The organism is Acaryochloris sp. CCMEE 5410 (genome assembly GCF_000238775.2).
Taxonomy (GTDB): domain Bacteria; phylum Cyanobacteriota; class Cyanobacteriia; order Thermosynechococcales; family Thermosynechococcaceae; genus Acaryochloris.
Genome location: NZ_AFEJ02000002.1, coordinates 215,455 through 239,431 on the forward strand (window position 1 = coordinate 215,455; position 23,977 = coordinate 239,431).

Annotated in this window: 20 protein-coding genes, 17 tRNA genes and 1 pseudogene; 33 read left to right on the top strand and 5 right to left on the bottom strand. The window is 46.8% G+C overall.

The window, feature by feature from the left end:
* Positions 1 to 81 precede the first annotated feature (81 nt).
* From ON05_RS21735 to ON05_RS21760, 7 genes are all read left to right on the top strand, one after another.
* Positions 82 to 582: a phage tail protein gene (locus tag ON05_RS21735; protein ID WP_262562274.1), complete on the top strand. Its 501-nt coding sequence runs from the start codon at positions 82 to 84 to the stop codon at positions 580 to 582.
* A 68-nt stretch (positions 583 to 650) separates the two neighbouring features.
* Positions 651 to 1,133, top strand: coding sequence for a phage tail protein (locus tag ON05_RS21740; protein WP_262562276.1), 483 nt, complete (start codon positions 651 to 653; stop codon positions 1,131 to 1,133).
* Positions 1,134 to 1,168: 35 nt separating this feature from the next.
* A complete protein-coding gene (locus tag ON05_RS21745) occupies positions 1,169 to 1,663 on the top strand; it encodes a phage tail protein (RefSeq protein WP_262562278.1) in 495 nt (164 codons plus the stop codon).
* A gap of 76 nt (positions 1,664 to 1,739) precedes the next feature.
* Entirely contained in the window at positions 1,740 to 2,084 is a 345-nt protein-coding gene (locus ON05_RS21750) for a hypothetical protein (protein WP_396150478.1), read from the top strand.
* Between the two features lie 20 nt (positions 2,085 to 2,104).
* A complete protein-coding gene (locus ON05_RS21755) occupies positions 2,105 to 2,437 on the top strand; it encodes a hypothetical protein (RefSeq protein ID WP_262562280.1) in 333 nt (110 codons plus the stop codon).
* Entirely contained in the window at positions 2,422 to 2,562 is a 141-nt protein-coding gene (locus ON05_RS38680; RefSeq protein ID WP_315875439.1) for a DUF6760 family protein, read from the top strand. The genes ON05_RS21755 and ON05_RS38680 overlap by 16 nt, the downstream gene beginning before the upstream one ends.
* A gap of 29 nt (positions 2,563 to 2,591) precedes the next feature.
* Positions 2,592 to 4,787, top strand: coding sequence for a substrate-binding domain-containing protein (locus tag ON05_RS21760; protein ID WP_262562281.1), 2,196 nt, complete (start codon positions 2,592 to 2,594; stop codon positions 4,785 to 4,787).
* A gap of 46 nt (positions 4,788 to 4,833) precedes the next feature.
* Here the strand turns inward: ON05_RS21760 and ON05_RS21765 are convergent, their stop codons facing one another.
* Positions 4,834 to 5,043, bottom strand: coding sequence for a Nif11-like leader peptide family natural product precursor (locus ON05_RS21765; RefSeq protein ID WP_262562284.1), 210 nt, complete (start codon positions 5,041 to 5,043; stop codon positions 4,834 to 4,836).
* 771 nt (positions 5,044 to 5,814) lie between these two features.
* Between ON05_RS21765 and ON05_RS21770 the strand changes: the two genes are divergently transcribed.
* The 3 genes from ON05_RS21770 (at position 5,815) to ON05_RS21780 (ending at position 10,706) form a co-directional block, all read left to right on the top strand.
* A complete protein-coding gene (locus ON05_RS21770; protein ID WP_262562285.1) occupies positions 5,815 to 8,181 on the top strand; it encodes a peroxidase family protein in 2,367 nt (788 codons plus the stop codon).
* A gap of 122 nt (positions 8,182 to 8,303) precedes the next feature.
* The gene (locus ON05_RS21775; RefSeq protein WP_262562286.1) at positions 8,304 to 8,798 is read left to right on the top strand and encodes a DUF1643 domain-containing protein; all 495 of its coding nucleotides are present in this window, start codon (positions 8,304 to 8,306) and stop codon (positions 8,796 to 8,798) included.
* Between the two features lie 1,116 nt (positions 8,799 to 9,914).
* Positions 9,915 to 10,706 carry a WecB/TagA/CpsF family glycosyltransferase gene (locus ON05_RS21780; RefSeq protein ID WP_396150481.1) on the top strand — a complete coding sequence of 264 codons (792 nt, stop codon included), beginning with the start codon at positions 9,915 to 9,917 and terminating at the stop codon, positions 10,704 to 10,706.
* Between the two features lie 82 nt (positions 10,707 to 10,788).
* Here ON05_RS21780 and priA read toward each other — a convergent pair whose 3' ends face one another.
* The 4 genes from priA to ON05_RS21800 all read right to left on the bottom strand — a co-directional run bounded on the left by priA (position 10,789) and on the right by ON05_RS21800 (position 16,835).
* Positions 10,789 to 13,278, bottom strand: coding sequence for a primosomal protein N' (gene priA / locus ON05_RS21785; RefSeq protein WP_262562288.1), 2,490 nt, complete (start codon positions 13,276 to 13,278; stop codon positions 10,789 to 10,791).
* An 18-nt stretch (positions 13,279 to 13,296) separates the two neighbouring features.
* Positions 13,297 to 14,568 (bottom strand): response regulator, encoded by a 1,272-nt coding sequence (locus ON05_RS21790; RefSeq protein ID WP_262562289.1) that lies wholly within the window; start codon positions 14,566 to 14,568, stop codon positions 13,297 to 13,299.
* A gap of 50 nt (positions 14,569 to 14,618) precedes the next feature.
* A complete protein-coding gene (locus ON05_RS21795) occupies positions 14,619 to 15,047 on the bottom strand; it encodes a response regulator (RefSeq protein ID WP_261890570.1) in 429 nt (142 codons plus the stop codon).
* A 225-nt stretch (positions 15,048 to 15,272) separates the two neighbouring features.
* The gene (locus ON05_RS21800; protein WP_262562290.1) at positions 15,273 to 16,835 is read right to left on the bottom strand and encodes an ATP-binding protein; all 1,563 of its coding nucleotides are present in this window, start codon (positions 16,833 to 16,835) and stop codon (positions 15,273 to 15,275) included.
* A gap of 57 nt (positions 16,836 to 16,892) precedes the next feature.
* On the opposite strand from ON05_RS21800, the gene ON05_RS21805 reads away from it, so the two are divergent.
* The 23 genes and pseudogenes from ON05_RS21805 (at position 16,893) to ON05_RS21915 (ending at position 23,882) form a co-directional block, all read left to right on the top strand.
* The gene (locus ON05_RS21805) at positions 16,893 to 17,261 is read left to right on the top strand and encodes a hypothetical protein (protein ID WP_262562291.1); all 369 of its coding nucleotides are present in this window, start codon (positions 16,893 to 16,895) and stop codon (positions 17,259 to 17,261) included.
* 77 nt (positions 17,262 to 17,338) lie between these two features.
* Positions 17,339 to 17,857, top strand: coding sequence for an HNH endonuclease (locus tag ON05_RS21810; protein WP_262562292.1), 519 nt, complete (start codon positions 17,339 to 17,341; stop codon positions 17,855 to 17,857).
* A gap of 58 nt (positions 17,858 to 17,915) precedes the next feature.
* Positions 17,916 to 18,299, top strand: a complete 384-nt coding sequence (locus tag ON05_RS21815) for an alr0857 family protein (RefSeq protein WP_262562293.1) — start codon at positions 17,916 to 17,918, stop codon at positions 18,297 to 18,299.
* A gap of 378 nt (positions 18,300 to 18,677) precedes the next feature.
* Positions 18,678 to 19,793: pseudogene (locus ON05_RS21820) on the top strand (IS630 family transposase).
* A gap of 45 nt (positions 19,794 to 19,838) precedes the next feature.
* A complete protein-coding gene (locus ON05_RS21825; protein ID WP_010479543.1) occupies positions 19,839 to 20,444 on the top strand; it encodes a hypothetical protein in 606 nt (201 codons plus the stop codon).
* 313 nt (positions 20,445 to 20,757) lie between these two features.
* Positions 20,758 to 20,832 (top strand) — tRNA-Asp (locus ON05_RS21830).
* An 85-nt stretch (positions 20,833 to 20,917) separates the two neighbouring features.
* Positions 20,918 to 20,993: transfer RNA gene (locus ON05_RS21835), tRNA-Cys, on the top strand.
* A 6-nt stretch (positions 20,994 to 20,999) separates the two neighbouring features.
* A tRNA-Trp gene (locus ON05_RS21840) sits at positions 21,000 to 21,070 on the top strand.
* Between the two features lie 33 nt (positions 21,071 to 21,103).
* Positions 21,104 to 21,180, top strand: a tRNA-Glu gene (locus tag ON05_RS21845).
* A 5-nt stretch (positions 21,181 to 21,185) separates the two neighbouring features.
* Positions 21,186 to 21,267, top strand: a tRNA-Tyr gene (locus tag ON05_RS21850).
* Positions 21,268 to 21,274: 7 nt separating this feature from the next.
* A tRNA-Ser gene (locus ON05_RS21855) sits at positions 21,275 to 21,358 on the top strand.
* Between the two features lie 4 nt (positions 21,359 to 21,362).
* Positions 21,363 to 21,436 (top strand) — tRNA-Arg (locus ON05_RS21860).
* Between the two features lie 27 nt (positions 21,437 to 21,463).
* Positions 21,464 to 21,536, top strand: a tRNA-Phe gene (locus tag ON05_RS21865).
* A 6-nt stretch (positions 21,537 to 21,542) separates the two neighbouring features.
* A tRNA-Asn gene (locus tag ON05_RS21870) sits at positions 21,543 to 21,618 on the top strand.
* 6 nt (positions 21,619 to 21,624) lie between these two features.
* Positions 21,625 to 21,696, top strand: a tRNA-Gln gene (locus tag ON05_RS21875).
* 11 nt (positions 21,697 to 21,707) lie between these two features.
* Positions 21,708 to 21,779: transfer RNA gene (locus ON05_RS21880), tRNA-Gln, on the top strand.
* A gap of 56 nt (positions 21,780 to 21,835) precedes the next feature.
* Positions 21,836 to 21,909: transfer RNA gene (locus tag ON05_RS21885), tRNA-Leu, on the top strand.
* A 65-nt stretch (positions 21,910 to 21,974) separates the two neighbouring features.
* A tRNA-Leu gene (locus ON05_RS21890) sits at positions 21,975 to 22,048 on the top strand.
* Between the two features lie 77 nt (positions 22,049 to 22,125).
* Positions 22,126 to 22,199 (top strand) — tRNA-Leu (locus tag ON05_RS21895).
* 8 nt (positions 22,200 to 22,207) lie between these two features.
* A tRNA-Pro gene (locus ON05_RS21900) sits at positions 22,208 to 22,280 on the top strand.
* 86 nt (positions 22,281 to 22,366) lie between these two features.
* Positions 22,367 to 22,441, top strand: a tRNA-Lys gene (locus ON05_RS21905).
* Positions 22,442 to 22,514: transfer RNA gene (locus tag ON05_RS21910), tRNA-Lys, on the top strand. It abuts the tRNA gene before it with no gap.
* An 81-nt stretch (positions 22,515 to 22,595) separates the two neighbouring features.
* Complete coding sequence (locus ON05_RS21915) at positions 22,596 to 23,882, top strand: RNA ligase family protein (protein WP_010479541.1); 1,287 nt, start codon at positions 22,596 to 22,598, stop codon at positions 23,880 to 23,882.
* Positions 23,883 to 23,977 lie beyond the last annotated feature (95 nt).

Here is a 23,977-nt window from a genome sequence, read left to right on the forward strand (position 1 = left end):
CCTAAAGCATATCCATTGGGATGGTAGCCCCTTTCAAACTCCATCGTTAATTTCATCGATCCCTGAACAAGGAGAATAGCTGTGGCGAGTGAACTGAATAAACCCATTGCCCCCAGTAGTTTCTATCTAGAAATTTCTGGTGTTGCGGATGGCGAAAAATCTGTATTCAAAAGCGTAAATATTCCCGATTACTCGCCTAAAGTCCAAGGGGGACAACAGGCAGTGGGGACCACGAAAGGAGGGAAAACCGTTTGGCAAGTCAACTCCGCAGGTTTTGAAGGGCTATTCTCCTTTGACTGCATTTGCATTGCCAGTGGAGATGGCGATAGTACCAGTATGAATATGTATAAATGGTTTGAGCAATGTCTACCCTCTTCCAGTGGTGGCAAAGGCAAGTGGGCCGATAACCAGAAAGAAGGCAGTATTACGGCCTACAACACAGATGGTGAAGAAGTGGCCAAATGGCAGTTTAGTGAAGCTTGGCCGTCTAAATATAAATGTGCAGACTTAGATGTTACTGCCGATAGCTATATCGAAGAGACCTACACCATCACTTGCGAGAAGTTTAACCGGACACAATAGTGCCGATTGCTTCTCATGGGATCTAGCACAACAGTCGTAATTATCAGGGATAAATTCGGAGATCCAAAATGGTTCAGTATCTAGCCAATTCCAAGTTTTATTTTGAGATAGATGGAGTCACCTCTTTGACCCTTAAATCAATTAGTGGCCCTGAAATTGAGCTGGAAGTGGCAGGGGGGGATGCAGCTATTGGTGTGACCAAAGATGCTAAAACCCAGACTCAGGCGACGATTGGTGGTGTCAAATACAACAGCACCATCGCCCTCACCTACGTTGCAGGTAACGAGGGAGAGCAAAAGAAGCTTTCAGATTGGTACGATGACTGCCACCCAGACACATTTTCTGGAGGAGGCTCAAAAGCCATGGAAGGCCGTAAAACCGGGTCTTTAGTCATTTATAACCCGGATGGCAAAGAAGCCATGCGCTTTAACTTCACGGATCTATTCCCTGGGGCGAAAAAACAGGTGGGTAGTCTATCAGTAGATAGTGGTGGACAACTAGCAGAAGACAATATTGATCTGTATTTCACTCAGGTCATCCGCAAAGTCTAAGTTCTATGCACAGTTCACTAGGGTAAACCGCTCCAATGCCCGATCTACCAGAAATCCTTACACGGTCAAGATTTTATCTAGAACTGAAACTCGAGGGAAGTCAAGATTCAGTGGATGGAATATTTATGGAATGTAGTGGATTTCAATCCTCCCAGGAAGTGATTGAAGTGGTAGAGGTGACCCCCCAACTCTGGGGAAAACAGGGAAAAACGAAAGGTCGCAACATCCGCACCAAGATCCCTGGCAATGCCACTTACTCTAACCTCACCTTAAAGCGGGGTTTGATGTCTTCCATGACCCTATGGAACTGGTTACAAAAGGTGCAAGACGGGGACTGGGCCGAGCAGCGCCGTGAAGGTGCATTGGTGATTTATAACCAAGGGGCGAAGGAACAGTGCCGGTTAGAATTTCAGGGAGCCTGGCCTGTTAGCTACAAAATTTCTGATCTAGATGTCAAAAGTGGGGAACATAACATTGAAGAGGTGGAGATTACGGTTGAATCCGTCAAGCGAGTAGAGGTAACGGCATAGTATGCAACTGAGTAATAATTTAGGGCTAGCACCTCCCCCTGAGGCTCCTCAACCGATAACAGAGCCTCAAACCATTATGGGTTCGGTGCAAACAGAGTTTGAATTTGAATTGCCCAAAGGCTACCTCGATACGGCAGGGAATTTACACCGAAAGGGAATTATGCGCTTATCCAGGGCCATGGATGAGATTGTGCCCATGCGCGATCCACGGGTAAAAGCCAATCCAGCCTATGCTACGGTCATTATTCTGTCTCGGGTGATCACTCGTTTGGGAGCCCTAGACTCAGTCAGCCCCAATATTATCGAAGGTCTGTTTGCCTGTGACCTCAGCTATCTTCAGAAGTTCTATCGACTCATCAATGAACTTGAAGATGGCGCAGAAGCTGAAACCCCTTCGTCTCCTGAAACCCAAGGATCCTAACCCTTACTAATCTATTCAGAATGAACGACTCTTCAACCTACGTGTTTACTTTGCCCAAAGGGTTACTGGATGATCAAGGAACCCTCCATCGTCAAGGAGGGCTACGTCTGGCCACGGGGCATGATGAGATCAAAAGTCAGCGAGATCCGCGAGTTCAAGACAATCCCCACTATGGAGCTTTGGTTCTGTTAACCCAGGCCATTACTTTTTTAGGACGCTTTCAGACCGTTACGCCCCTTCATTTAGAGCAATTATTTCTGACGGACTTTCTTTACCTGCAAGAGGTTTACGTCGATCTCACCCATTCCTACGGAGGCCCGATTGAACTGGGGGAGCACTGGGCTACCCCCTAGATAAACTCTATGAGGAGGTAGCCTATATCGCTTATCACTTTCACTGGTCCCGGAATGACATTCTGCTCATGGACCATGGAGAACGGTTGCAGTGGATTCGAGAGATTGAGCGGTTAGTTGGCTAGGTTTTTTCAGCATATGGTCAATATGAATCATGATCCCTAAGCCCCCCTACCCTCAATATGCCTGCCCACAAGGAAACCCTTTAACCTGCACTGAAGATTCAGAAAAGGGAAGTTGCTCAGTTTGTCATTTTCCAGGAATTCTCTCGGCCAAAACCAAAATAAACGGCCAAAATCAATATGAAATTGTTGATTTTTTAGGCCAGCGAGGAAACGGCCGCTTATATAAGGCAACCAATCTTTCCGATCAAAGCGCCTGTGTCTTGAAAGAATATGTGCTTCCACAGCAGACTTTTAATTCTAGTCAAATGGCTGAGCGGAGAGAAGCATTTATTCAAAGATCAGGCATTAGCTTAGCAGATGGTCGCACCCAGAACTTTCGGTTAGTGATGCCTTTAGAGGCCATTCCATCTCCCCTGTCTTCATCTGAACGGTATTTCCTGGTATACGGCGGTGAGTATACCCATACCACTTCTCTAAAGCAGTTCCTCGATCACCAATCTCCTCTATCAGTTGCGACAATCCGAAATATTTTGTCTCAGATTCTGCAAAGTTTGGAATTTATGCACCAACAGCAATTCCGATGGATCTCAGGTCAGGTGCAAGCAGGTCTTCTCCATGGCAATCTCAATTTAGATAGCGTGTTAGTTGCTGAGAAAAATCCAGGACTACTGGTGTATCTCTGTGATTTTTATTTTTGGGAGTCTCTGTTTACGTCTCCTTTCGCGCCGCAATGCCGACCTGCGATCGCACAGGATTTACAGGCCGTTGGAACAATCGCTGAGTATTTAACTACAGCATCCAAAGACATACAGCCACCTTTAGACGCAACTCAAATAGAGAGCCAGAGTAGATCTGATCTTCCCCTAGCAGATCAACAATTTATTCAGCGCTTAACTGGAGAATCAGACCCGCCATTTGAAACTTCAGAACAGGCGCGGCAAGCACTTTTAAGCTTGCCTCCTGTTCCTCCGTTAGACAGACCATTTTCTCCAGTCGCGGCGCAAAAAACGATCCCCACTCATCCATTTCGCTGGTGGATGGGATTAATCCTTGTTTACTTCTTCATAGGCAGTGTAGGTATAGGGTGGCTATACCTCAGAAATCAAACTAAACACTCACTTGTTACAGAGCATATCCCTTGTTGTATCGATCAAGTTGCCAATGTGCCGACAGGTCCTGTCCAATTCTTAGCTGAGAAACAAGGGACCTGGGATTTCCTTTATACTCAACCCCACCTGCTAAAACGGGATACAACCCTGCAACGGGAATTAAATCAGGCTCAAGCCCTACTTCAATCTTGGCAATATCAGCCCCTGTCCGTATCCCAAGATATGTTGGTCGCTAATCCACCTGGAGCCTATGGACAGAAAGTGATGGACTTGCTCAATGGAGATTCAGCAAACTTTATCATCACCAACCATGCTGATGATATTGATCCATCCTTTGGCGTTAAACCCTTTGCCTATAACGGCATTGCTGTCTTTGTTGCCTTTGGCTATGCCCAGCGAGAGAATAGCCTACCCCGAAGATTAAAGGGCAAAATTACCTTGCAGCAGTTACGAGGTTTATATACTGGCAAAATCAAGAATTGGCGGGAGTTAGGCGGCCCTAATCGTCCAGTTAAAGTATATTTCCCCAATCAGGATGGACTGCTGCGCATCTTCGAGCGTAAAGTTTTGGTGGACGAATCTAGCATTACAGCTTTCCGGGAACAGATAGCTATTCAGACTCAACCATCTAGGCGTATATCGGACCAAACCTGTGTGGGTTCCTTTTGCGGTTTTACCAGCACCACTTTGCAACTCCGATCCGTGATTGAAGACTTTGAAGATCGAGACGCCTTCAGCATTGGGTTCGATGAGTTAAACAAAGTCGTGAATCAATGTTCTGTCTATCCCTTAGCTCTGGCAGAAAAGGGGAAGTCTGCTATTTCCCCATTCCGGCTAAATAATAATCGCCCTGTTACGCCTACGACGGACTTATGTAATTCCAAAGCCAGTTATTCCGTCAATAATCAGGCACTTCAGAACCAAACTTATCCCCTCACTTTTTCCCTGAATGTGGTTTATGCTCGCGATAATCGACGTCAACCGGCTGGACAAACCTTTGCCAATATTCTCAAAACCCAAGAAACCCAATGTTGGCTCCAGCAAATTGGACTAGTTCCCCTCCGCAAGATTTCTGCAAAATCCGAATGTCAGGCGAAACCCAAGACAAAACCCTAGCGTTTCGCGTGACAAAGCAAATTGCTAGGGTTTAAGAGAGGGAATTTTAAATCCCAGGAATTTCAGAAAGCTCGCACTGTAGCTCTTCGACGTTAAAACCAATCATTTCTTGCCACTCATCTACTGTGAAGTTATAGCCATGCATCTGGGCCATGCTGACAAACTCTTCTTGACTTGAGGCTGTATTCAATTGCTGCCGCAGTATAGGATTCTCCTGTGTTGCTCTAAATAATCTTGCAAATTCTGTTTTTGCCATCGTTCCACCCTAATTAGACAATGGTTCGTGCCCCTCACTTATAGAGCACTGGCTCAGGTTTCTCCATTAGCCAAAAGTGGAGGGTGCAGACTATGAAAGATCTGGGGCCAATAAACGAGGCAGCTTAGCTTGATGTGAACCTTAGTTCAAGGGCTATAGGCTTGGATCGATGCTCTGGTGGAGAGACCCAACGCATGGCATACGGGGGACAATATAAAATTTATTTTAAAGAAATATGAGATTTCCCTGAGTTTAACCTTAGAATAATGATACAAGTAATAAAAAATTGCGCGGGGACAGATAATTACTATCCTACGGAGTATTGCATACTAATGAGCATAAGATAAGTTATTCTGGATTCGCAAAAAAGATAAGCGCCTCAGCTAATCAACACTAAACACTCACTTCTTTTTTGTTGTTATTAGTCTCCTTGTAGCCCGCGTTTTTGGACCGACTGTCTTTCAGTAGAAGCTTGGGCTATCGTGCATAACCGCTTACTTGAGACTAAATCAGTCCTGGTTGTGTGGCTAAGGGGTCAGAATCAGTTCCCTGCTGAATAAATAGAATATTCAAGCTATTTTTGGCTCTTAAGGTTGCTGAAGCTTATTGGCTTTAGCTGATTTTTTCAGCCTTAAATTTGGTTTGAAACAATATTGAATCTATGGACTTTCTCTGGGTTTAGACCTAGTGAAGGGGAAGTTTTGTAGGGCAATTTCTTCAATCAAGCTTGAACAAATTTTTTAATTGTTGGATTTTCCTGAGGTTGAAACCATGAACGATAACAAAATCACACCTAATTTTTTAGAGTCGACCGCCAATCCGCTCTATGGCTCTCGAATATTGGATATAGATCAAGTAAATAGTAGCGTTCCAGGTAATACAACCTCATTATTTCAATATCGTTCGATTGATGGAACAGGCAATAACCCTTATTTCACTGATGCGGGTTCAACCGGGACTCAGCTTTTAAGGCTTTTAACCCCTGCTTATGCTGACGGGATCAGTACTCCTCGTGGAGGGGTAATTACCTATGACTCTTCAAGAGGCCCTTACAGCATTCCTGATCCAGCTGGATTGCCTAATCCCAGAACGATCAGTAATACCGTGGCCAGCCAAACCGAGTCGGTTCCCAATTTTCTGGGAGCGAGTGATTGGTTGTGGCAGTGGGGACAATTTATTGATCACGACTTGGATTTGAATGAAGGTGGACATGAAGCCTTTTTTATCCCAGTTTCTCCATCTGATTCTCTCTTTAATCCGCAATTCCCCTTTCTGCCGTTTACCCGTGTGCCAGCTGCCTACGGGACGGGGACTAGCACTGATAACCCCCGCGAACAAAGTAATGAGATTACCTCATTTATTGACGGTTCTGGCGTGTATGGTTCGGATACGGAACGCGCAAACTTTCTCAGGTCCTATGCAAACGGTAAGCTGAAAACCACTGTTGCTGAGAATGGCGAACAACTCTTACCGTATAATCGCGCTGAGAACCCATTTGGTAATGCTGACGGTGGAGAAGATATCGCAGCTGCGGATCTTTACTTAGCAGGGGATGTTCGTGCCAATGAACAAATCGGGCTGACTGCCAATCATGTTTTGTTTGTACGTGAACATAACCGTCTAGCTGCCGACATTTTGAATCGGCTAGAGGCAGGTGAATCAGGACTTGTCGCTCAATATCAATCCTTCAAAGGTGAGTATCTTAATCAGAATGGAGCCACCAATGAAGGTTTAGTGAAGGATGAATACCTTTACCAAGCTGCCCGTAAGGTCATTGGGGCCAAGATTCAAATCATTACCTATAAAGAGTTTCTGCCGATTCTGATTGGAGATACCCTGTTAGATGACTATGAGGGGTACAAGCCCTATATCAATCCAGCTGTTAGCAATGAATTTGCAAATGCGGCTTATCGTTTGGGCCATACTCTCCTCAATAATCAAATCCACCGTTTTGATGACAATGGTTTAGAGTCGATTGCCCTGAAAGATGCCTTCTTTAAACCAGAAGAAGTGTCTGCCAATGGGGTTGATTCCCTTTTGCGAGGGCTGGTATTACAAGAAGCTCAGGAACTAGATAACTTTATTGTGGATGGCGTCCGCAACTTCCTTTTTGGCGCGGGTACTGGAGGATTGGACCTTGCCTCTGTCAATATTCAACGAGGCCGGGAAGTAGGTCTCCCTAGTTATGTTGATGCTCAAAAGCAACTTTTTGGCGTCGAAATTACCTCTTTTAAGGAGTTGCCGTTTGCTCCTGCTGTGATTGAGTTATTTGAGACGGCTTACGATCATGTGGGTCAGATCGATTTATGGCTTGGTGGTATTTCGGAGTTATCGGCAAATCATGGTGGCCTGCTGGGACCGACCTTTAGCTTTTTCATCAAAGACCAATTTGCTCGGGCAGCCGCTGGCGATCGCTTTTTCTTCTTGAATGATCTGGATGAATTAAAGGTGCTCGATGATGACATAACTCAAACCAACCTAGCGGATATCATCCGTCTAAACACGACTCAGGATTATCTGGTTCAAGACAATGTGTTCCAGGTCCCTTATGAGAACAAAATATTGGGAGATAATGGCCAAAATTCATTACGGGGAACTCGGCAGAACGATCTGATTGATGGATTAGAGGGCAATGACTTTATCCGTGGGAATTTTGGAGCTGATATCCTGATCGGTAATCTTGGTGATGACTACTTAGTCGGTGGTGCAGGAGACGATACCGTTATTGGCGGTGATGGGAATGACGTGCTGATTGGATCTGCTGACAACGATGTCTTAGTTGCAGGCAATGGCAACGATATGGTCAGAGGGGGGTACGGCAATGACATTATTAATGGTGTTGGCGATCAGTTTGGCCAGCGAGACTTTGACCTCTTAAAAGGCGGTAGAGGTGAAGATGTTTTTATCCTAGGAGATGAGCGTTCTGTCTTTTATAAAGGTCAAGGGCTTGCTATTATTCAACGGTTTGAACTCAATCGAGATACGATTGAGCTTGCAGGTAGTGCTGCAGACTATACGTTGATGACCTTCGGCAGTCGAACGAGTCTTAGTCTAGCTGGGAGTAACGATTTGATTGCAATTCTGGAAGGAAGAGTTGAAAATTTCAACACTGGCTTTAATTTCATTCAGAATCAGTAAATCGCTTTTCTATCTCACTAGCGTTCAATAACCTCTACGACCTCTAGGGAGTCCAACTCTAGAGGTCTCTCGTTTGGGGAATAGATTGAACGGGATGATGATTGCCGGGGTAAGGAGGACAGATGATCACCATTGGCAATGAGCGGGCAGGGGCGGCCTTTTCCCCTTGCCGGACCTGGCGATATCAATTGTGGCGTCGGTGGAATGGAACCCCTCTGATTATCATCATTGGTCTCAATCCCAGTACGGCTGATGAATCTTATAACGATCCAACGATTACCCGCTGTATGGGCTTTGCTCAGCGTGAAGGTTATGGTGGATTATTAATGCTCAATTTATTTGCTTTTCGGGCGACTGCTCCTGCTGACTTGAAAGAAGCCCAGGATCCGATTGGCCCGGAAAATGATGGGGTGATCTTGTCCAAATGCCAGAACCAAGATCGGGTAATTGTCGCCTGGGGCAATCATGGGGGGTTTTGTGGGCGCGATCGCACCATCAGTACCCTATTGAATTCATCCGCAACCAAGGTGGAGTGCTTTGGGGTCACTCAATCGGGATGTCCGCGCCATCCCCTCTACCTTAATAAAGACACTCCTCTAGTGCAGTGGCCTGGTTAAGGGAATAGATAAGATCGACAAAAGTAATGCTTTCATCTTGTCCAGGAATCGATCTCAAATGCCTGGGTGGATTTTATTTCACAGTACGCTGAAAGTACTGCTATAAAAACATTTCAGGAAGTCCATGAACTGCTATGCACCTTTTCATCGCGACAGAACTGAAACAATAAATCAGTCTCGTCAATCAATGATGTGGCCATGCCATAGGCAAATTGAATGGGCAATGTAAGAAACACAGACCGTATTGAATTCTAGAAATAGCTTAGTCTGCTCATTTCATTAGAGACTAAGATATATAGCACTCATATATCAACATTTTAATCAATTTTTAGCTAAAAAAGCGCATTTAGACTTATTTTTACGAATAAATATCTTTTTTTTATATTTTTTAGCCCAATATCTGCCAATAAAGATCTTCTTGTTTATTTCTTTAAGAAAAGATAAAATAGGATTTCATGGCTTTCATTAAGATGTTTTTATTTATACAGAAGAGATAAAGATGAAAAAAATACAATCAGAATGTTTTCAATCTTCCTGGAGACAGAGTCGCCTTCTCTACTCCTATAACTTGATCAATTTTTGGTAGTTCAATTACGCTTATTTGGGAAATTCTCATCCCGTTTTATTAGTTTTTATCTTGAAGATTACTATTTCTATCTTTTCGTTTATAAGCATTGAATAGGTAAAGAAATTATCTGAGAACAATCTTCTATAGGGTTGTCTGACATCTGCAAGACCTTTGTGCGGTTAGAGGCATTCCCATTAACTTCCATCTATTGGAGATGTAAAGAGTAGCAATGGATCAACGCTTTTATGTGCGCTCGATCACTGCATCCAAGGGTATCAGGGCCGAGTATAAGGTCATCGGGAAAAGAATCAAATCTGTTTGGTACGGCTTATTGGTTCTTGTCTCCCTCCTAAATTAGATGGCAGACAATCTGCAACCACATCTTTTTTTATTCATACAAGTCCAGCCTGCCCTGAGCTAACTGCGTGACCGCCATGAAAACGACTCTGCCAAAGCCAACCAAAGTAAGCCAAAACTTCATTGCAGACAAAGTCCTCATGTCTCTGCCTCAACCCAAGGTCTTATTAAAACCAACCAGCGCGGCCCAAATGAACAAGTCATTGCCAGAGCAGCAAGTTCTGAACTCTTCTATCACTGCTCTTCGATTGAACAAATCAATGCGCACCATCATACAGTGGGCACATGGCGGAGAAAGCAAATCAGTCTGTGTTGCCAATGTCCATATGTTGATGGAAGCCTATTGGCATGATAAGTTTTCTCAGGTTCTGCAAAACGCTGACATGGTCACCCCTGATGGCATGCCCTTAGTTTGGATGATGAAATTACTCGGGCGTAAAGGGCAAGACCGCGTAGCAGGTATGGACATCCTGCAAAACCTTTGCCAAAAAGCTTCAGAGGAGAAGGTTAAAGTATTTTTCCTAGGGTCTCAGAAATCTATTTTGGACCGGATGCGTGCTCGATTAGAGAAGGAATATCCCAATCTCGAAATTGCGGCGATGAAGCCTTTACCCTTCCGTCCGCTGACCGCTGCTGAGGATCAAGAGTTGATTGAAGAAATCCATGAATCCGGTGCTGGAATCGTCTTTTTGTCTCTAGGTTGTCCCAAGCAAGAGAAATGGATGGCCGAACATCAAGGTCGCGTCCAAGCGGTGATGATTGGACTCGGCGGTGCCTTTCCAGTCTATGCAGGCTTGAAAAAGTGGGCTCCTCGCTGGGTCAGACAAACCGGACTTGAGTGGCTATATCGCTTAGCTCAAGAGCCTAAGCGCCTTATTGGTCGCTATACCCAAACGATTCCACCTTTTATCTTTCTCGCCTGTGTGCAGTTAGTGGCCCATCACTTGGCACCAAAAAGATTGCTTAACGCTTTCAATCTCTAAGCACTGTCTCATCAGTATTAGAGGCTTATCTCAACCCAAAAGCGCATCTTCAAGGGTGCGCTTTTGGGTTGAAGCTGAACTCTTATAGGAGTTTGAGTGGATCAACATCCACTTGGAGACGAATATTTTGTGGGCATCGTTGTTGGCATCCTTGCCTCGGGAAAGGCCAAAGTTCAGTTTGCCCCATTTCTGTTTGGGGCCGTTTGATTAATACATGCCAATAATAACGACGAGCTACCTTCAAAATATTGGCAGGTGCTGGACCTAGAATGGTGCCCTGATAGCGGTGAGTATGGATGTAAGCGTGCAGGTAATTGGCAATCTCTAGGGCAGTCTTCTCCACCATCATTTCATTTAGACCACTAATCCGTAAGAGGATGAGCTGGTGAAACGGCGGATAATTGGCTTCCTGACGCTGTTTGAGTTCAGCGATCAGAAAGCTATCCATTTCATATTTTTGAACAGCTTGGATAACAGGATGTTCTGGAGCATAGGTTTGGAGCAGGACTTGTCCCGGATGTTCCCCCCGGCCAGCCCGTCCTGCGACTTGCAGCAGGGTCTGAAAGGTGCGTTCACTGGCTCGAAAATCGGGAAGGTTGAGCAAACTATCCGCGGCTAAAACGCCAATGAGTTGGACTTGAGGGAGATCAATCCCTTTCGTCAGCATTTGGGTGCCAACCATTAGATCGGCCTCTCCGCGGGCAAACTGATTGAGGAGCTGACGATGAGCGCCTTTACGGCGGGTGGTGTCGCTATCGAAGCGAATCACCCGTAATTCAGGAAAGGTTTTGGCAAGTTCCTCCATGACCCGTTGCGTACCGCTGCCAAAAAAGCGGAAATAAGAGGATTTGCAGACGGGACATACTTCTGGTTGGGGCTGAGCATAATTGCAATAATGGCACCGCAACAGGGTTTGACGGGAATCGGGGCTATGGTGATAGGTCAGAGAAACACTGCAGTGGGGGCATTCAGAGACATAACCACAGCTGCGACAGGAGACAAAAGTACTATGGCCACGGCGGGGCATAAATAATAGCCCCTGCTGTTGGTTTTGTTGCAGACTATGTAAGCGTTTTTGTAGGAGTCGACTAAAGATCGAATGGTTCCGATCCGCTAGCTCCAGACGCATATCCACGATGTCGATGGGAGGCATGGGGCGAGCATGTACTCGCCGAGGAAGCCGGAGATAATGGATATTGGCGTGAGAAGGCTGGGCGTTGGCGGGGGGCGTTTGGGACCAACTCTCCAAGCAAGGGGTTGCAGAGCCAAGAATCAGGGGGCAATTTGCCTGTTGGGCACGCCACCGAGCGACGGTGCGGGCATGGTAGCAAGGGGCGGGTTGATCTTGTTTGTAGCCTGTATCATGCTCTTCATCTAGGATCACTAAGCCAATATTGGTGATGGGAGCGAAAATGGCTGACCGGGTTCCAATCACAACTTGGGGAGTACTGGTAAGAAACTGCCGCCAGGTATCATAGCGTTCCCCCTCCGAGAGGGCGCTGTGATAAACCCGAATGCGATCGCCAAATCGAGACCGAAATCGATCCGTTAGTTGAGGGGTAAGCCCAATTTCTGGCACCAGGACGATCACCGACTGTTGTCGCGCTAAGACAGGTGTGATGGCCTGTAAATAGACTTCTGTTTTACCAGACCCCGTAACGCCATGGAGTAAGACTTCAGTGTAATCCTGGAGCCGGTGAATCTGAGCGAGAACCCCAGCTTGGTCAGGGGTCAGGGTTCGAGGTTGATCGGGCTGTATGGGAGAGGTTTCTAATCGGAGTCGCTCCTGTTGGTGTAGAGTGATACAGCCTTTACTAGCTAATTTTTTGAGGGTGGTGCTGCTCGTATGGGCCAGCCTCAAGAGATCTTGAGCCCATAATTCCCCACCCTCATGCTTGAGAAGGGTCAAAATTTCCTGTTGGCGCACGGTGAGATCCGGCGCACTAGGGTCAGTCAGAGTGACGGCCTGCTGTTGCCTCGGTTTGGTGGGGGCTTGGGTTTGCAGATAGCTTTCGACGAGGCCTTGCTGTTGAAGCTCTTTTAACCCCACCTGGGCTTTTTTGATCTGACGACGCAGATACTGCCAGGTATAGTCTTGACTGGGACTTTGCTTAAGCAGCGCTAGAATACCCTTTGCCGCAGCTCCTAAACCGTTAATGTCACTGGGATGAAGGGCTGTGTTTAAGCGGATACGGCGTTGCGATCGGTGCAACAATCCCGGCGGCAATGCCACTCGAATCACCGCCATCAAAGAGGTGTGATAATAGGCCGCCACTTTTTCTAGGAGTTGCCAATAGCCAGGGGGAAATAACGTGCGGCAAGCCACATCCAACACCTTCAGAATACGGGTGGTAGCTAACTCCGGCGGCAAATCGGCCAGAAACCGAATGGCAATGGCTCCAACTTGCTGAGCACCAAAGGGCACGCTGAGAATATCGCCAGGTTGAATACTCAGATCGGAGGGGACGCGATAGGTAAAGAGCTTGTCAGTGCCAGGACAGTCAACCAGGACTTCCACAAAAGGGGCAGCTGTAGTGCGGTCTAGAGAAGGAGAGGCTTTGGGTGTCGACATATAGGCGCACCCTGGAGTTTATTGTTTGTAAGCCAGGGTCCAATAAAATGTAGCACCTTGATTTACCACTGCATCAAACCAAATTTGCCCACCATGACAGTGGATGATACGTTGCACCGTTGAGAGACCAATACCACTACCCGAAAAGTCTTCAGAATTGGTGAGTCGTTGGAAGGGCAAAAAGATCCGGTCCGCATGACTCATATCAAATCCGGCCCCATTGTCCTTGACAAAATAGATGGGCTGATTGGGAGCAATGGTTTCAGCCGCGTTCAAGGGTTGTCGGCTCACATGGGTTAAGGTGGTTTTACCAAATTCAATTTGGGCATGTTCCAGTGCCCCAGTATACTTCCAGGCGTTCCCCAATAAGTTTTCTAGGGCCACCCAGAGCAGATGGGTATCCCCCTCCACATTCACTTGGGGTTCGATGACAAATTTGACATTCCGCTTGGGCTCTTGCAGCAAGAGCTGTCTGGCAATGGTTTGTACTGTAGAGCTTAAATTCATCACCTGGGCCTGGATCGGGTTGCGCCCAATATTCGATAGTTGCAAGAGCCCTTCCAACAAGGTGGCCATGTGCCGGGTGTAGTCTTGGATTGTGCCCAGATATTTTTGTAATCGGGGATCTTCATCCCCCATATAGGCTGTCAGTAAGGCACAGCCTGTTTTAATCCCAGTTAAAGGATTGCGCAGATCATGGGAGACGGTATAGTTAAAGGCTTCCAGTTCAGTGTTGGCGGCTTCTAGCTCTAAAGATCGTTTACGGAGTTCTTTGTTGAGGCGCTCCAATTCTATGGTTTTTTGCTTGAGGGCCAGCTCATTTTGTTGACGCTCAATGGAATATCGAATGGCATGGATTAAGGAGCCTGGCGTCACTTGGCCTTTCACTAAGAAATCCTGGGCCCCTTGTTGAACGGCCTGCATGGCCACCGTCTCATCATCTAAGCCTGTGAATACCACAATTGGGAGAACGGGACTTTGAGCAACCACTTTCTCTAAGGTCGTTAGCCCATGACTGTCCGGTAAGGACAAATCTAGCAAAATGACATTAAAGTCTTTCTTGGCCAGGGCTTGCAACGCATCCTCTAGCTTATCAACATGGGTGATTTCGTATTGAACAGCGTCTTCGCTTCGATTGACCCCCAACATGCCCTGAATCAAGAAGGCGTCCCCAGGATTATCCTCAACCAGCAACACGCGGATAATCTCACCTTCCTGCGGTAAGGCGGTGGAGGAACGTTCTCCCTCTTGTTCGGGTTTGGTTTGCTTTGATTTGAGTGACTTGGCCATTATTTCCTAAGAGGGGGTAGACATTCCTTGATGAAGTTTGAATAGGTTCATTAATTACGCCCTTGCCATTGCAACCAAAAATCTTGAATATCCTGTGCTTTTCCAGCAAATTCGTGAAAACTACTGGGCTTAGTGACATAATAATCTGCTTTGAGTCGATAGCTTTCTTCAATATCTTCAGGGGCATTGGAAGTAGAAAGCACTATAACAGGGATATGTTTTAGTTTCTGGTCAGTTTTAATGTCTGCCAAGACCTCTTTCCCGTTCATAATCGGTAGGTTTAAATCGAGCAAAATCAATTGAGGGAAGGGAGCCTGCTCATAGGAACGTAGATTCCGCAAAAAGTCTGTAGCAGACTTACCATTGTCAACGCGGTGCAGCGTATAGCTGAGGGAACTTTCCTCCAACATCCGTGTGATTAAAAACACATCGCCGGGGTTATCTTCAACGAGGAGAATGTCAATGGGATTCGTTTCCATCGAAACAACGGTTCTAGAATTGATAGACGATTGCCTTTTTAGTTGTATATAGGTTGCACAATTCCCACCGAAATTTGCACAGTTGGCAAACAAAATCCTACTTTTGTCAGTCGCTTTCTCTGTAAAAAAGAATTTTCTGCCTCAACAGTAACAACCGTTAGACAGGGCATTAATCTTCACACAAGCGCAAGGCTAATATTCGTCTACCTTCTAGAATACTGCGCTTCAACTGGCAGATTCCATAGGCAATGTGAAGAAAAATGTTGAACCTTGATCGACGTCTGATTCCACCCAGATTTTGCCCCCTTGCTGATCGATTATTTTCTTGCAAATGGCTAAACCAATGCCGGTGCCGGAATACTCCTGGCGAGTATGTAGACGCTGAAACACCATAAATACCCGATCTGCATGTTTTGGATCGATGCCAATGCCATTGTCTTTCACCCAAAAGAGATAGTCTTTTCTCTGTTGCTTGTAGTTGATTTCAATATGGGGGACTCGTTCTCCACGATATTTAAGGGCATTGCCAATCAAATTTTGAAAGAGTTGAGTGAGTTGACGAGGATTGGCTTGTAGAGTGGGTAACGGCGATTGTTCTAGGGTTGCCCCACTTTCTTGGATGGAGAGCTGGAGGTTTGAGATGGCGCTCTCTACAATTTGGTTACAGTCAACGGTTTCCAGAACTTTGGCCTGGGTCCCTACTCGGGAATAGCTAAGTAAATCTTGGATCAGCTGCTGCATGCGGGTTGCTCCGTCCACGGCAAAGCCAATAATTTGGTCGGCCTGCTCATCGAGCTGCCCCGCATAATTTTGCTCCAACAGCTGGGTAAAACTAATCACCATGCGTAGGGGCTCCTGTAAATCGTGGGAGGCAACGTAGGCAAACTGCTCTAACTCTCTATTGGATCGTTCTAACTCTTCATTCAGCTGTTGCAGTTCATGTTCGAAGTGCTTCCGCTCGGTGATGTTGCGAGCGACCCAAACCACGGAGTCTTTTTGTTCGGTGACGTTGCGGGCCACCCAGACCACGGAGCTATCTAGGAGAGGAGAAACATTAGCTGTAAACCAGACCGGTTCTTCGTCAATCATCAATTGGTAATCAAAGTTGACGGTCTGTTGGGTTGCAATGGCTTCTTGAATAATGTGGGACCATTGCTGATCGGGATCTTGCCACAGCTCATTAATCGTGTAACTGATCAACTCTGCATCGGGTTCGCTACCTTCGCTAGAATTCGTGGGGGCCACTTCGATATTGCTAATTTCACCTTTATCCACATCACAAACAAAGACCAAGTCCTTCATCGCTTCAAATACTGCTCGGATTTTGCCTTCAGAACTTCTTAGCTTGGCTTCTAATAATTGGCGATCGCTGACCTGATTCTCTAATTCCTTGATTCGCTGTTGAAGTGAAACGACATCATCGGAAGGCGTGGAGGCTGAAGATTGCTGGATTAAGGTATCTGATGTGATCAGTCCTTGGAGATGGGAAGCTTCATCAACAATGGCAACAAAGGAACTACCTTCGGTTTGCATGACTTGGGTGGCAGCAGGTAAGTCGTCGGCCTGTTCTAAAGGCAAGATCGGTAGTGGAGCCATCACGGATTGGACGGGGGTGATGGACAAATCAAGTTGGGTGGCGAGGGTGGTTACTAGGGTGCGATCGCAAACCACCCCCACAGGAATTTGATCTTCAACCACCACTAAGTAGTTGGCTTCCGCTTGATATAGAATTGCCACCGCATCTTCTACAGAAGTATCTGGCTGAGTGACTAAAGGCTCACGAATCATCACTTGCTTCATTGAAATACGTCAATACCTTGTGCCATCTAGCTTTGTCTAAATGCGATGCCAAAGGCAATCCGCATCGATACTAGCGTGAATCACAAGGCCAAGGCTTCCTTTTCTCCACCAAAAACAGAAAATTTTGCCAAAACCCTTGACGAAGCCAAAAACCTGTGCGAGATTTGGTACTACAAACGTAGTATTTCATCCGCTTTGGATCGAAACCTTCAAATGAAACGCAGACTCACCTCAGCCAACCTTCATCGTCCGTCGCAACGACCCGTTGTTGACGTAGCGATGCAATTTGGCTTTGAGGCCTTGACAAGAATAGTCTGCAGTCTCTCCGAAGGCAAAAATTGGGAAACCATTTTAGGTGGACTATATCCAGATCCAATTATCCAGAGCGGCAGGTGCGCCCAGGCACCGACATAACAGCAAGCCTTACCCAAACTTTGCTGAACCCCCGCTCTGACACCCAGAGCGGGGGTTCTTTTATTGAGGAGTGATCCATGACCGTTATCCAGCCTATTCTCCAAAACACCGTGGTCGTCTTTTCTAAGGCCTACTTGCCCTTGGCCCGGATCAATATCAAGCGGGCCATTGTGCTTCTGATCACGGGTCAAGCGGAATCCCTCGATTTTGGCATTACCCAGGTATGGGAAGTGCGATCGCCCAATCAAGTCTTGCGGGTATCAGAGCATATCCGCTTGTTGATGGGCAACCCAGAGCGGATGTGGAAAATACCCCCCGTTAACCGCCGCGAGGTCCTCAAACGCGATCAGCACCGCTGCCAATACTGCGGTAGCCAACGCCGACTGACGTTGGATCACGTAATTCCCCGATCAAAAGGGGGATTGCACACTTGGGATAACGTGGTTGCTGCCTGTGAGCCTTGTAATTCCACCAAAAGCGATCGAACGCCCACCCAAGCGGGGATGACGTTGCAGTCCAAACCCAAGGCACCGATCCATCCGGCTGTGGCCTTTGCCGACCAGTTTTGGAAAAGCCAAGAAAACCTAACCCATTAAGGGCTGGGCCGTCCCAGTTCTCCGACTTTAACTCAGAAATTTTTGGAGACAGTCCACCATGCTGAAACTGATCTATACCGAATTGGGACTGCATATGGAATATGTAGGAGACTCCCTAGAAACCGTTGTGTCTCAACATGTTGTTCTTACCGTTCGTACTGGCCAAACCCTCCATTTAGAACTGGGGCAGGCCTCATTCTTACTCCCAGTGTTGACCCCTGGCTTAGGGGCTTTAGAAACGGCACTTCGCCAATATGACCAAACCCTAGAGATCACTCGTGTGGATGCGGAATATGTCGAAGTTTGCCTCGCTGGGACCTGGATGGCCCAAACGTCCCAAGCCCACGAGGGGATGTTCTTAGCCGCCTATGATTATGAGACTGAATTAATTCTTCGTCGTCTCTGGCAAGCTTCTGATCAGGCCCTAACCTCTGTTGTTTAGTAAGCAAGTGCAAAACTCATAACAGTTTTGCACTTGTCCCCATTCCCTAATTTCAGGAAGAGGGTTCCAAATCCTTTTGGAAATATTTAAAAAGGTTATTTCGGCTCTTCTTGCTAAATTCAATACCTGGAATTTCTGCAATTAGTGCATATAGAAGAAAGCATAAATCTTGTAAGCCTTCTAGTCATTCTCTATCAACTGATATGCGTCGAATTATTGGACTTGCAATTCTAGAAGATGAAGTAATTATCACTTCTGGATTACAGCCTCCTCTGCATCGAGAGCGATCGTTCTATTCTCACCAAGGGACTAGTGCTCGACCACACTGAATTAGATAGGTAAGCTAGAAACAATCTAGCTGTTTTTAGCCAACCAATCATGCCTGATAAATATATTGTGACGCTAACGCCTGAAGAACGCAGTGAGCTGATGCAACTCACCCGACGTGGAACCTTGTCAGCGCGAAAAATGAAACGAGCCCAGATTTTGATGTTGGCAGATAAGGGACACAAAGACGACACCATTACTCAAATGCTCAATGCAGGCATCTCTACCGTGCATCGTACTCGCCAGAAATTTGTGGAAGGTGGTGTGGAGTTCGCCCTCAATGAGCGTCCCAGGCCAGGGGGGCAAAAGAAGCTCGATAGCAAAGCAGAGGCCTTGCTCATTGCGACAGCTTGTAGCGACCCACCTACCGGTTGTTGCCGGTGGACCATGCAGCTATTGGCAGAACGGCTAGTTGAACTCAACGTCGTCGAAAGCCTATCGGATGAAACGGTGCGACGCACGCTCGAAAAAACAGCTTAAGCCGTGGCTAAAAGAGCAGTGGTGTTTTTCTACTGTAGGCGCAGACTTTGTTTGGCGGATGGAGAACGTTCTAGATTTGTATGCCCAACCCTACCATCCTGAGGAGCCTGTTGTTTGTTTTGATGAACGGCCTTGCCAACTGATTGGCGAAACCCGGGTGCCCCGTCCACCAAAGCCCGGTCGTCCCAACGCTACGACCATGAATATGAGCGCAAGGGCACTTGTAATATATTTGGCTTTTTTCAACCGCTTAAAAGTTGGCGACATTTGAAGGTGACTGAGCATCGAAAAAGTGAGGACTTTGGGGTGTGCATGCAGTATCTAGTAGATGGTCTGTTTCCTGATGCTCAACAAGTGCACGTTGTCTTAGACAATCTCAACACCCATACTCCCGCTGCACTCTACAAAACCTTCAAACCTGATGAAGCTTTGAGGATTCTCAGTCGCATCCAGTTTCACTACACTCCAAAACATGGCAGTTGGCTCAATATGGTTGAGTTTGAGTTTTCGGCTCTTTCTAGGCAGTGCTTAAATCGACGAATTCCTGATATTGAAAAACTCCGGCATGAGGTCACCGCATGGGAACAAAGGCGTAACCGAGATAAAACGACGGTTAATTGGTTATTTACAGTGGATGATGCACGAACTAAACTCAGCCGACTCTATCCCCAAACTACCCTGTCATAATCACTGTGGTGAAGCACTAGCTACTGGTCTTACTTTCGTGCAGTTGTGAAGCGACCTCGCCTGCCAGGTTTATTCCTGCTCTCTCCTAGAATAGTGGCCGTCAGCGACATCCGTTATCACGATTCTCCCTACAGCCAACTATCTCTAGAAACATCCTCATCACTCACCACTATTGATCCTGGCATCATCATTACAGCTGGCTGTGGTGTGGATATTGGCCAAGAACAGCGTACTTTATTCCTGGTTATATGTAGGAATCGGATTAAATTTTTTATCCACTTCTGTGGAGGTCTATTTCACCCGATCACCCTAGAACTAAAACAACGGGGGAAATCTCTGGCTGGTCGATTGAGGAATCTCTTGCAGGAACTCCATTTCTCAGAGTTACCAACTTCCCTCTCTCTCTCTTCCAACTTTAATTGGTCTCAGCAAGAGCTATCGAGACTTGAGCGTAGTTGGAAGAAACCTATCTCACAGGAGGTTTATATTGTGAATGCTCAAATGGACAACCACCTTCAAGAAATATCGAAGGATATTTCTGAAGACTTTAATTTCGTGATCCATCAAAATTACTACACTGTTTATGAGCAGGGATTGCAAGTACTTTGCACTGATGCATCCTTGACTCAGCTCATAAAAATCGCGAGTTGAAGATAGATTTCCCTCTTTTTTCCTATAGTTCTTTACTGCCAGAGTTACTCCTTTTTCTGGGTGATTTCCGTATTGAATTAAGTGCCATTACTTTTACCTTGATATTTGTGATTTAGATATCCAAATCATTCTTTGTTGAAGTGTCTAGCACCACGAAATAAGTATTTCAGTTCATTTTGAAAAAGACAAAAAAACTTGTAGTATGCTCTTGACATTTTTGTAGTATATTTGTAGTATTAATGTAGTGCAGTTGAAACGAGCTACTACAGCCAATCAACTTCTGAACCTTGAAAACTGAATATTTTCCACATTTGGGGGTGTAGCTCAGTTGGTCTAGAGCAGTCGCCTGTCGAGCGAAAGGTCGCGGGTTCAAATCCCGTCTCCCCCGTATAGTCTCGTGGACGATTAGATAAGTCGCTTTGGTTCTCAGCTAAGGAGAAGCGGGTGCAACTCCCGTCGAGACTTCTTTACCTGTCCAGGTCGCCAAGGGGTTGAAGGCGTCGGTCTGCAAAATCGATATCGTGGGTTCAACTCCCACCCTGGACTCCAATCCTTGCGGGGATGGTGTAATGGCAACACCTCAGTCTCCAAAGCTGATGTTCTGGGTTCAAATCCTAGTCTCCGCGTTGCTCGAATCCAACGATTCAGGCAAATACCAAAGTGGTGTACGCAAATGGTTTAAGCGACTTGATTTTCAACCAAGTGATTGCGGGTTCAAATCCCGTCACCACTCCCAACCATAGGTCGGCTCGCCTACTGGCGTGGGCAACTGCCTGTAAAGCAGCCGCTTAATGCGTTGCAGGTTCAATTCCTGCCCGGCCTATCGACATGGAGAGATTGCCATTGGCAAGGCAATCTGTTTGCTAAACAGTCGTGGATTTTGTCCATTGGGGGTTCGACTCCCTCTCTCTCCGTTTTGAGAACGTGGTGTAACTGGATAACATCTCAGGCTACGAACTTGAAGATTGAGGGTTCAAGTCCTTCCGTTCTCGCTTTAGATAACCTGTCGGTTGTCTTATCCCCCGGTAGCTCAGAGGTAGTAGCGCTTGTTTGAAGAGCAAGAGGTCGCCAGCTCAAAACTGGCTCGGGGGGCTTTGTTGCCCTGTAGCTCAGTGGTAGTAGCGGTCGCCTGTTAAGCGAACGGTCGCAGGTTCAATCCCTGCCGGGGCAGCCAATTCTTTGCCGAGTGGACGAATAGCAAGTCGCCTGACTCTGAATCAGGAGGTTGTAGGTGCGAATCCTACCTCGGCATCTGTCTGACCTTGTCCTGTGGTGTAACTGGCAACATTTCGCTCTTTGAAAGCGAAGTCCTAGGTTCGAATCCTAGCGGGACAGTTGGAGGCCGTTGAAACAAAACCTATTGCCTGGGTCTATTCACGCCTCCTTTTCCTACTCCTGTGGCGCAATTGGCAGACGCAACTGTCTTAAACACAGTTTGTTGTGGGTTCGACTCCCACCAGGAGTATAGGAGTTTAGAGTTCAGAATTGAGGTACTTCACAAATAGAGGCATATCTCGAAAGCTACTTTTTACTCCTGTAGCCCAATTGGCAGAGGCGCTGGTTTCAAACGCCAGAGGTTGTGGGTTCGACTCCCACCAGGAGTATTACGGAATTCCAATTTCGGTAGTATCTTTCTCTGGATTAATGCTCCTCTCACTTCTGAATTCCAAACCCTTTATTCACTCCTGTAGCCCAACTGGAAGAGGCGCTGGTCTTAGAAACCAGAGGTTGTGGGTTCGACTCCCACCAGGAGTACTAGATGTCCGGGTGTAGCGCAGTTGGTAGCGCGCCTGGTTTGGGACCAGGATGTCGCAGGTTCAAATCCTGCCACTCGGACTGAGCCCCAAACAGATCGTGGAGGGGCCTTCCTCTCCATCGATCTGCTTGGGAACTATGAAGCTGAGATAGCTCAAAAGATTAATGGGCCGTTGGCAGAGCGAATATGCAGCCGCCTTTTAAACGGATAGATCTAGGTTTAACTCCTAGGCGGCCCACCAGGGTTGTTAGCTCAGTTGGTAGAGCAGTCGCCTCTTAAGCGAAAGTGCGTAGGTTCGATCCCTACACAGCCCATCATCCCCCTTGGGATGAAAATGCCGGATTAATGGGCATTGATTGAGTGAATATTGGTCAGCCAATTATAGGAGTGATGTGATGACTGTGATTGTAATGGAGGTAAAAAACGTCGAGAAGCATCCGAATGCTGACTCTCTCAAAGTGTATGTGATGCAATCCCCTGGATCTCCTCCTATTCAGGTGATTGCGAATTTGGAACGAACCTATGAAGTAGGCGAACATGTTCTGGTTGCCCAGGTCAATTCTGTTCTCAAAGACGGCACCAAAATCAAAGCAACCAAATTGCGTGGCATCATCTCCTACGGGATGGCACTGGGGAAAACGGAATTACCGATTGGTGAAGATGTATCTCAAACCTATTGCCAGCAGTCCGTTGTGCAGTCGGTACAAATGCAGCGATGGCCCAGTGTGGAACTCCTGCATAATGTTCGACGCAGCTTAATTGCTCTGGAAGCCACTCCGGTAGTGACCTATCGAGCAAAAATCAAACTGGATGGAACCAATGCCGGGGTGCAAATCTTCTCGGATGGTCGCGTAGCTGCCCAAAGTCGATCCCAGATCATCACGCCTGATGATGACAATATGGGATTTGCCCAATGGGTCAGTCAACAGATGGATTATTTTGCTCCATTGGCAGGTCACGAACACATCACAATCTTTGGAGAATGGTGTGGCCGGGGGATTCAGAAGCGAACTTCTATTTCCAAAATCGATCGCAGAATCTTTACGGTGTTTGCGGTCCAGTATGGCGGAGTAGAAAATGAAGTCGCCAAGCTGGAAATCGATCCAGATAAGATATCCCAGCTACTCCCATCTCACCCGGACATTTTTGTTCTGCCGTTTATGGGAGAGCCGTTGACCTTGGACTTTGGCAACCGAGACCAATTGGAATCCGTCGCCAATGCCATCAACCAACTCGTCTCTAAAGTTGAGCAAATTGACCCTTGGGTTAAAGCCACTTTCGGAATTGATGGGTTGGGGGAAGGCCTGGTTCTCTATCCTCAAACTCAAACTCGAGTGGATCGACTGACCTACCCTGAGCTGATGTTTAAGGCGAAAGGCGAAAAGCATCAGGTAGTCAAAACAAAACAGGCCGTGCAGCTAGACCCTGAATTCGTTAAGAGTATCGATGAATTTGTGGCGTTGATGGTGACTCCTGCTCGACTGGAACAGGGGTTAACTGAGAGTTGCCAAGGGCCATTGGATATGAAACAGTTGGGGGGCTTCCTGAAGTGGCTGGCTCAGGATGTCCAAAAAGAAAGCAAAGCTGAATTAGAAGCAGCCAAACTTTCTTGGAAGGATGTCAATAAAGCGGTTACCCATTCTGGAAAGTCTTGGTTTCGCGATCGCATCCTCTCTCTCTGACATTGCTCAGTAAATGGGTGGTCACTGTTCGCTCCTACGGGAGTTGAACAGTGACCACCACCCAACCTCGATTGCCTGGTAAACGCCAGCTCAGA

What these genes read in the sequence shown, in the direction of transcription:
- ON05_RS21740 (WP_262562276.1), top strand. Translation starts at nt 651, where the DNA reads ATGGTTCAGTATCTAGCCAATTCCAAGTTTTATTTTGAGATAGATGGA.
- ON05_RS21745 (WP_262562278.1), top strand. Translation starts at nt 1,169, where the DNA reads ATGCCCGATCTACCAGAAATCCTTACACGGTCAAGATTTTATCTAGAA.
- ON05_RS21750 (WP_396150478.1), top strand. Translation starts at nt 1,740, where the DNA reads ATGGGTTCGGTGCAAACAGAGTTTGAATTTGAATTGCCCAAAGGCTAC.
- ON05_RS21755 (WP_262562280.1), top strand. Translation starts at nt 2,105, where the DNA reads ATGAACGACTCTTCAACCTACGTGTTTACTTTGCCCAAAGGGTTACTG.
- ON05_RS21760 (WP_262562281.1), top strand. Translation starts at nt 2,592, where the DNA reads ATGATCCCTAAGCCCCCCTACCCTCAATATGCCTGCCCACAAGGAAAC.
- ON05_RS21765 (WP_262562284.1), bottom strand. Translation starts at nt 5,043, where the DNA reads ATGGCAAAAACAGAATTTGCAAGATTATTTAGAGCAACACAGGAGAAT.
- ON05_RS21770 (WP_262562285.1), top strand. Translation starts at nt 5,815, where the DNA reads ATGAACGATAACAAAATCACACCTAATTTTTTAGAGTCGACCGCCAAT.
- ON05_RS21775 (WP_262562286.1), top strand. Translation starts at nt 8,304, where the DNA reads ATGATCACCATTGGCAATGAGCGGGCAGGGGCGGCCTTTTCCCCTTGC.
- ON05_RS21780 (WP_396150481.1), top strand. Translation starts at nt 9,915, where the DNA reads ATGAACAAGTCATTGCCAGAGCAGCAAGTTCTGAACTCTTCTATCACT.
- priA (WP_262562288.1), bottom strand. Translation starts at nt 13,278, where the DNA reads ATGTCGACACCCAAAGCCTCTCCTTCTCTAGACCGCACTACAGCTGCC.
- ON05_RS21790 (WP_262562289.1), bottom strand. Translation starts at nt 14,568, where the DNA reads ATGGCCAAGTCACTCAAATCAAAGCAAACCAAACCCGAACAAGAGGGA.
- ON05_RS21795 (WP_261890570.1), bottom strand. Translation starts at nt 15,047, where the DNA reads ATGGAAACGAATCCCATTGACATTCTCCTCGTTGAAGATAACCCCGGC.
- ON05_RS21800 (WP_262562290.1), bottom strand. Translation starts at nt 16,835, where the DNA reads ATGATTCGTGAGCCTTTAGTCACTCAGCCAGATACTTCTGTAGAAGAT.
- ON05_RS21805 (WP_262562291.1), top strand. Translation starts at nt 16,893, where the DNA reads ATGCCAAAGGCAATCCGCATCGATACTAGCGTGAATCACAAGGCCAAG.
- ON05_RS21810 (WP_262562292.1), top strand. Translation starts at nt 17,339, where the DNA reads ATGACCGTTATCCAGCCTATTCTCCAAAACACCGTGGTCGTCTTTTCT.
- ON05_RS21815 (WP_262562293.1), top strand. Translation starts at nt 17,916, where the DNA reads ATGCTGAAACTGATCTATACCGAATTGGGACTGCATATGGAATATGTA.
- ON05_RS21915 (WP_010479541.1), top strand. Translation starts at nt 22,596, where the DNA reads ATGACTGTGATTGTAATGGAGGTAAAAAACGTCGAGAAGCATCCGAAT.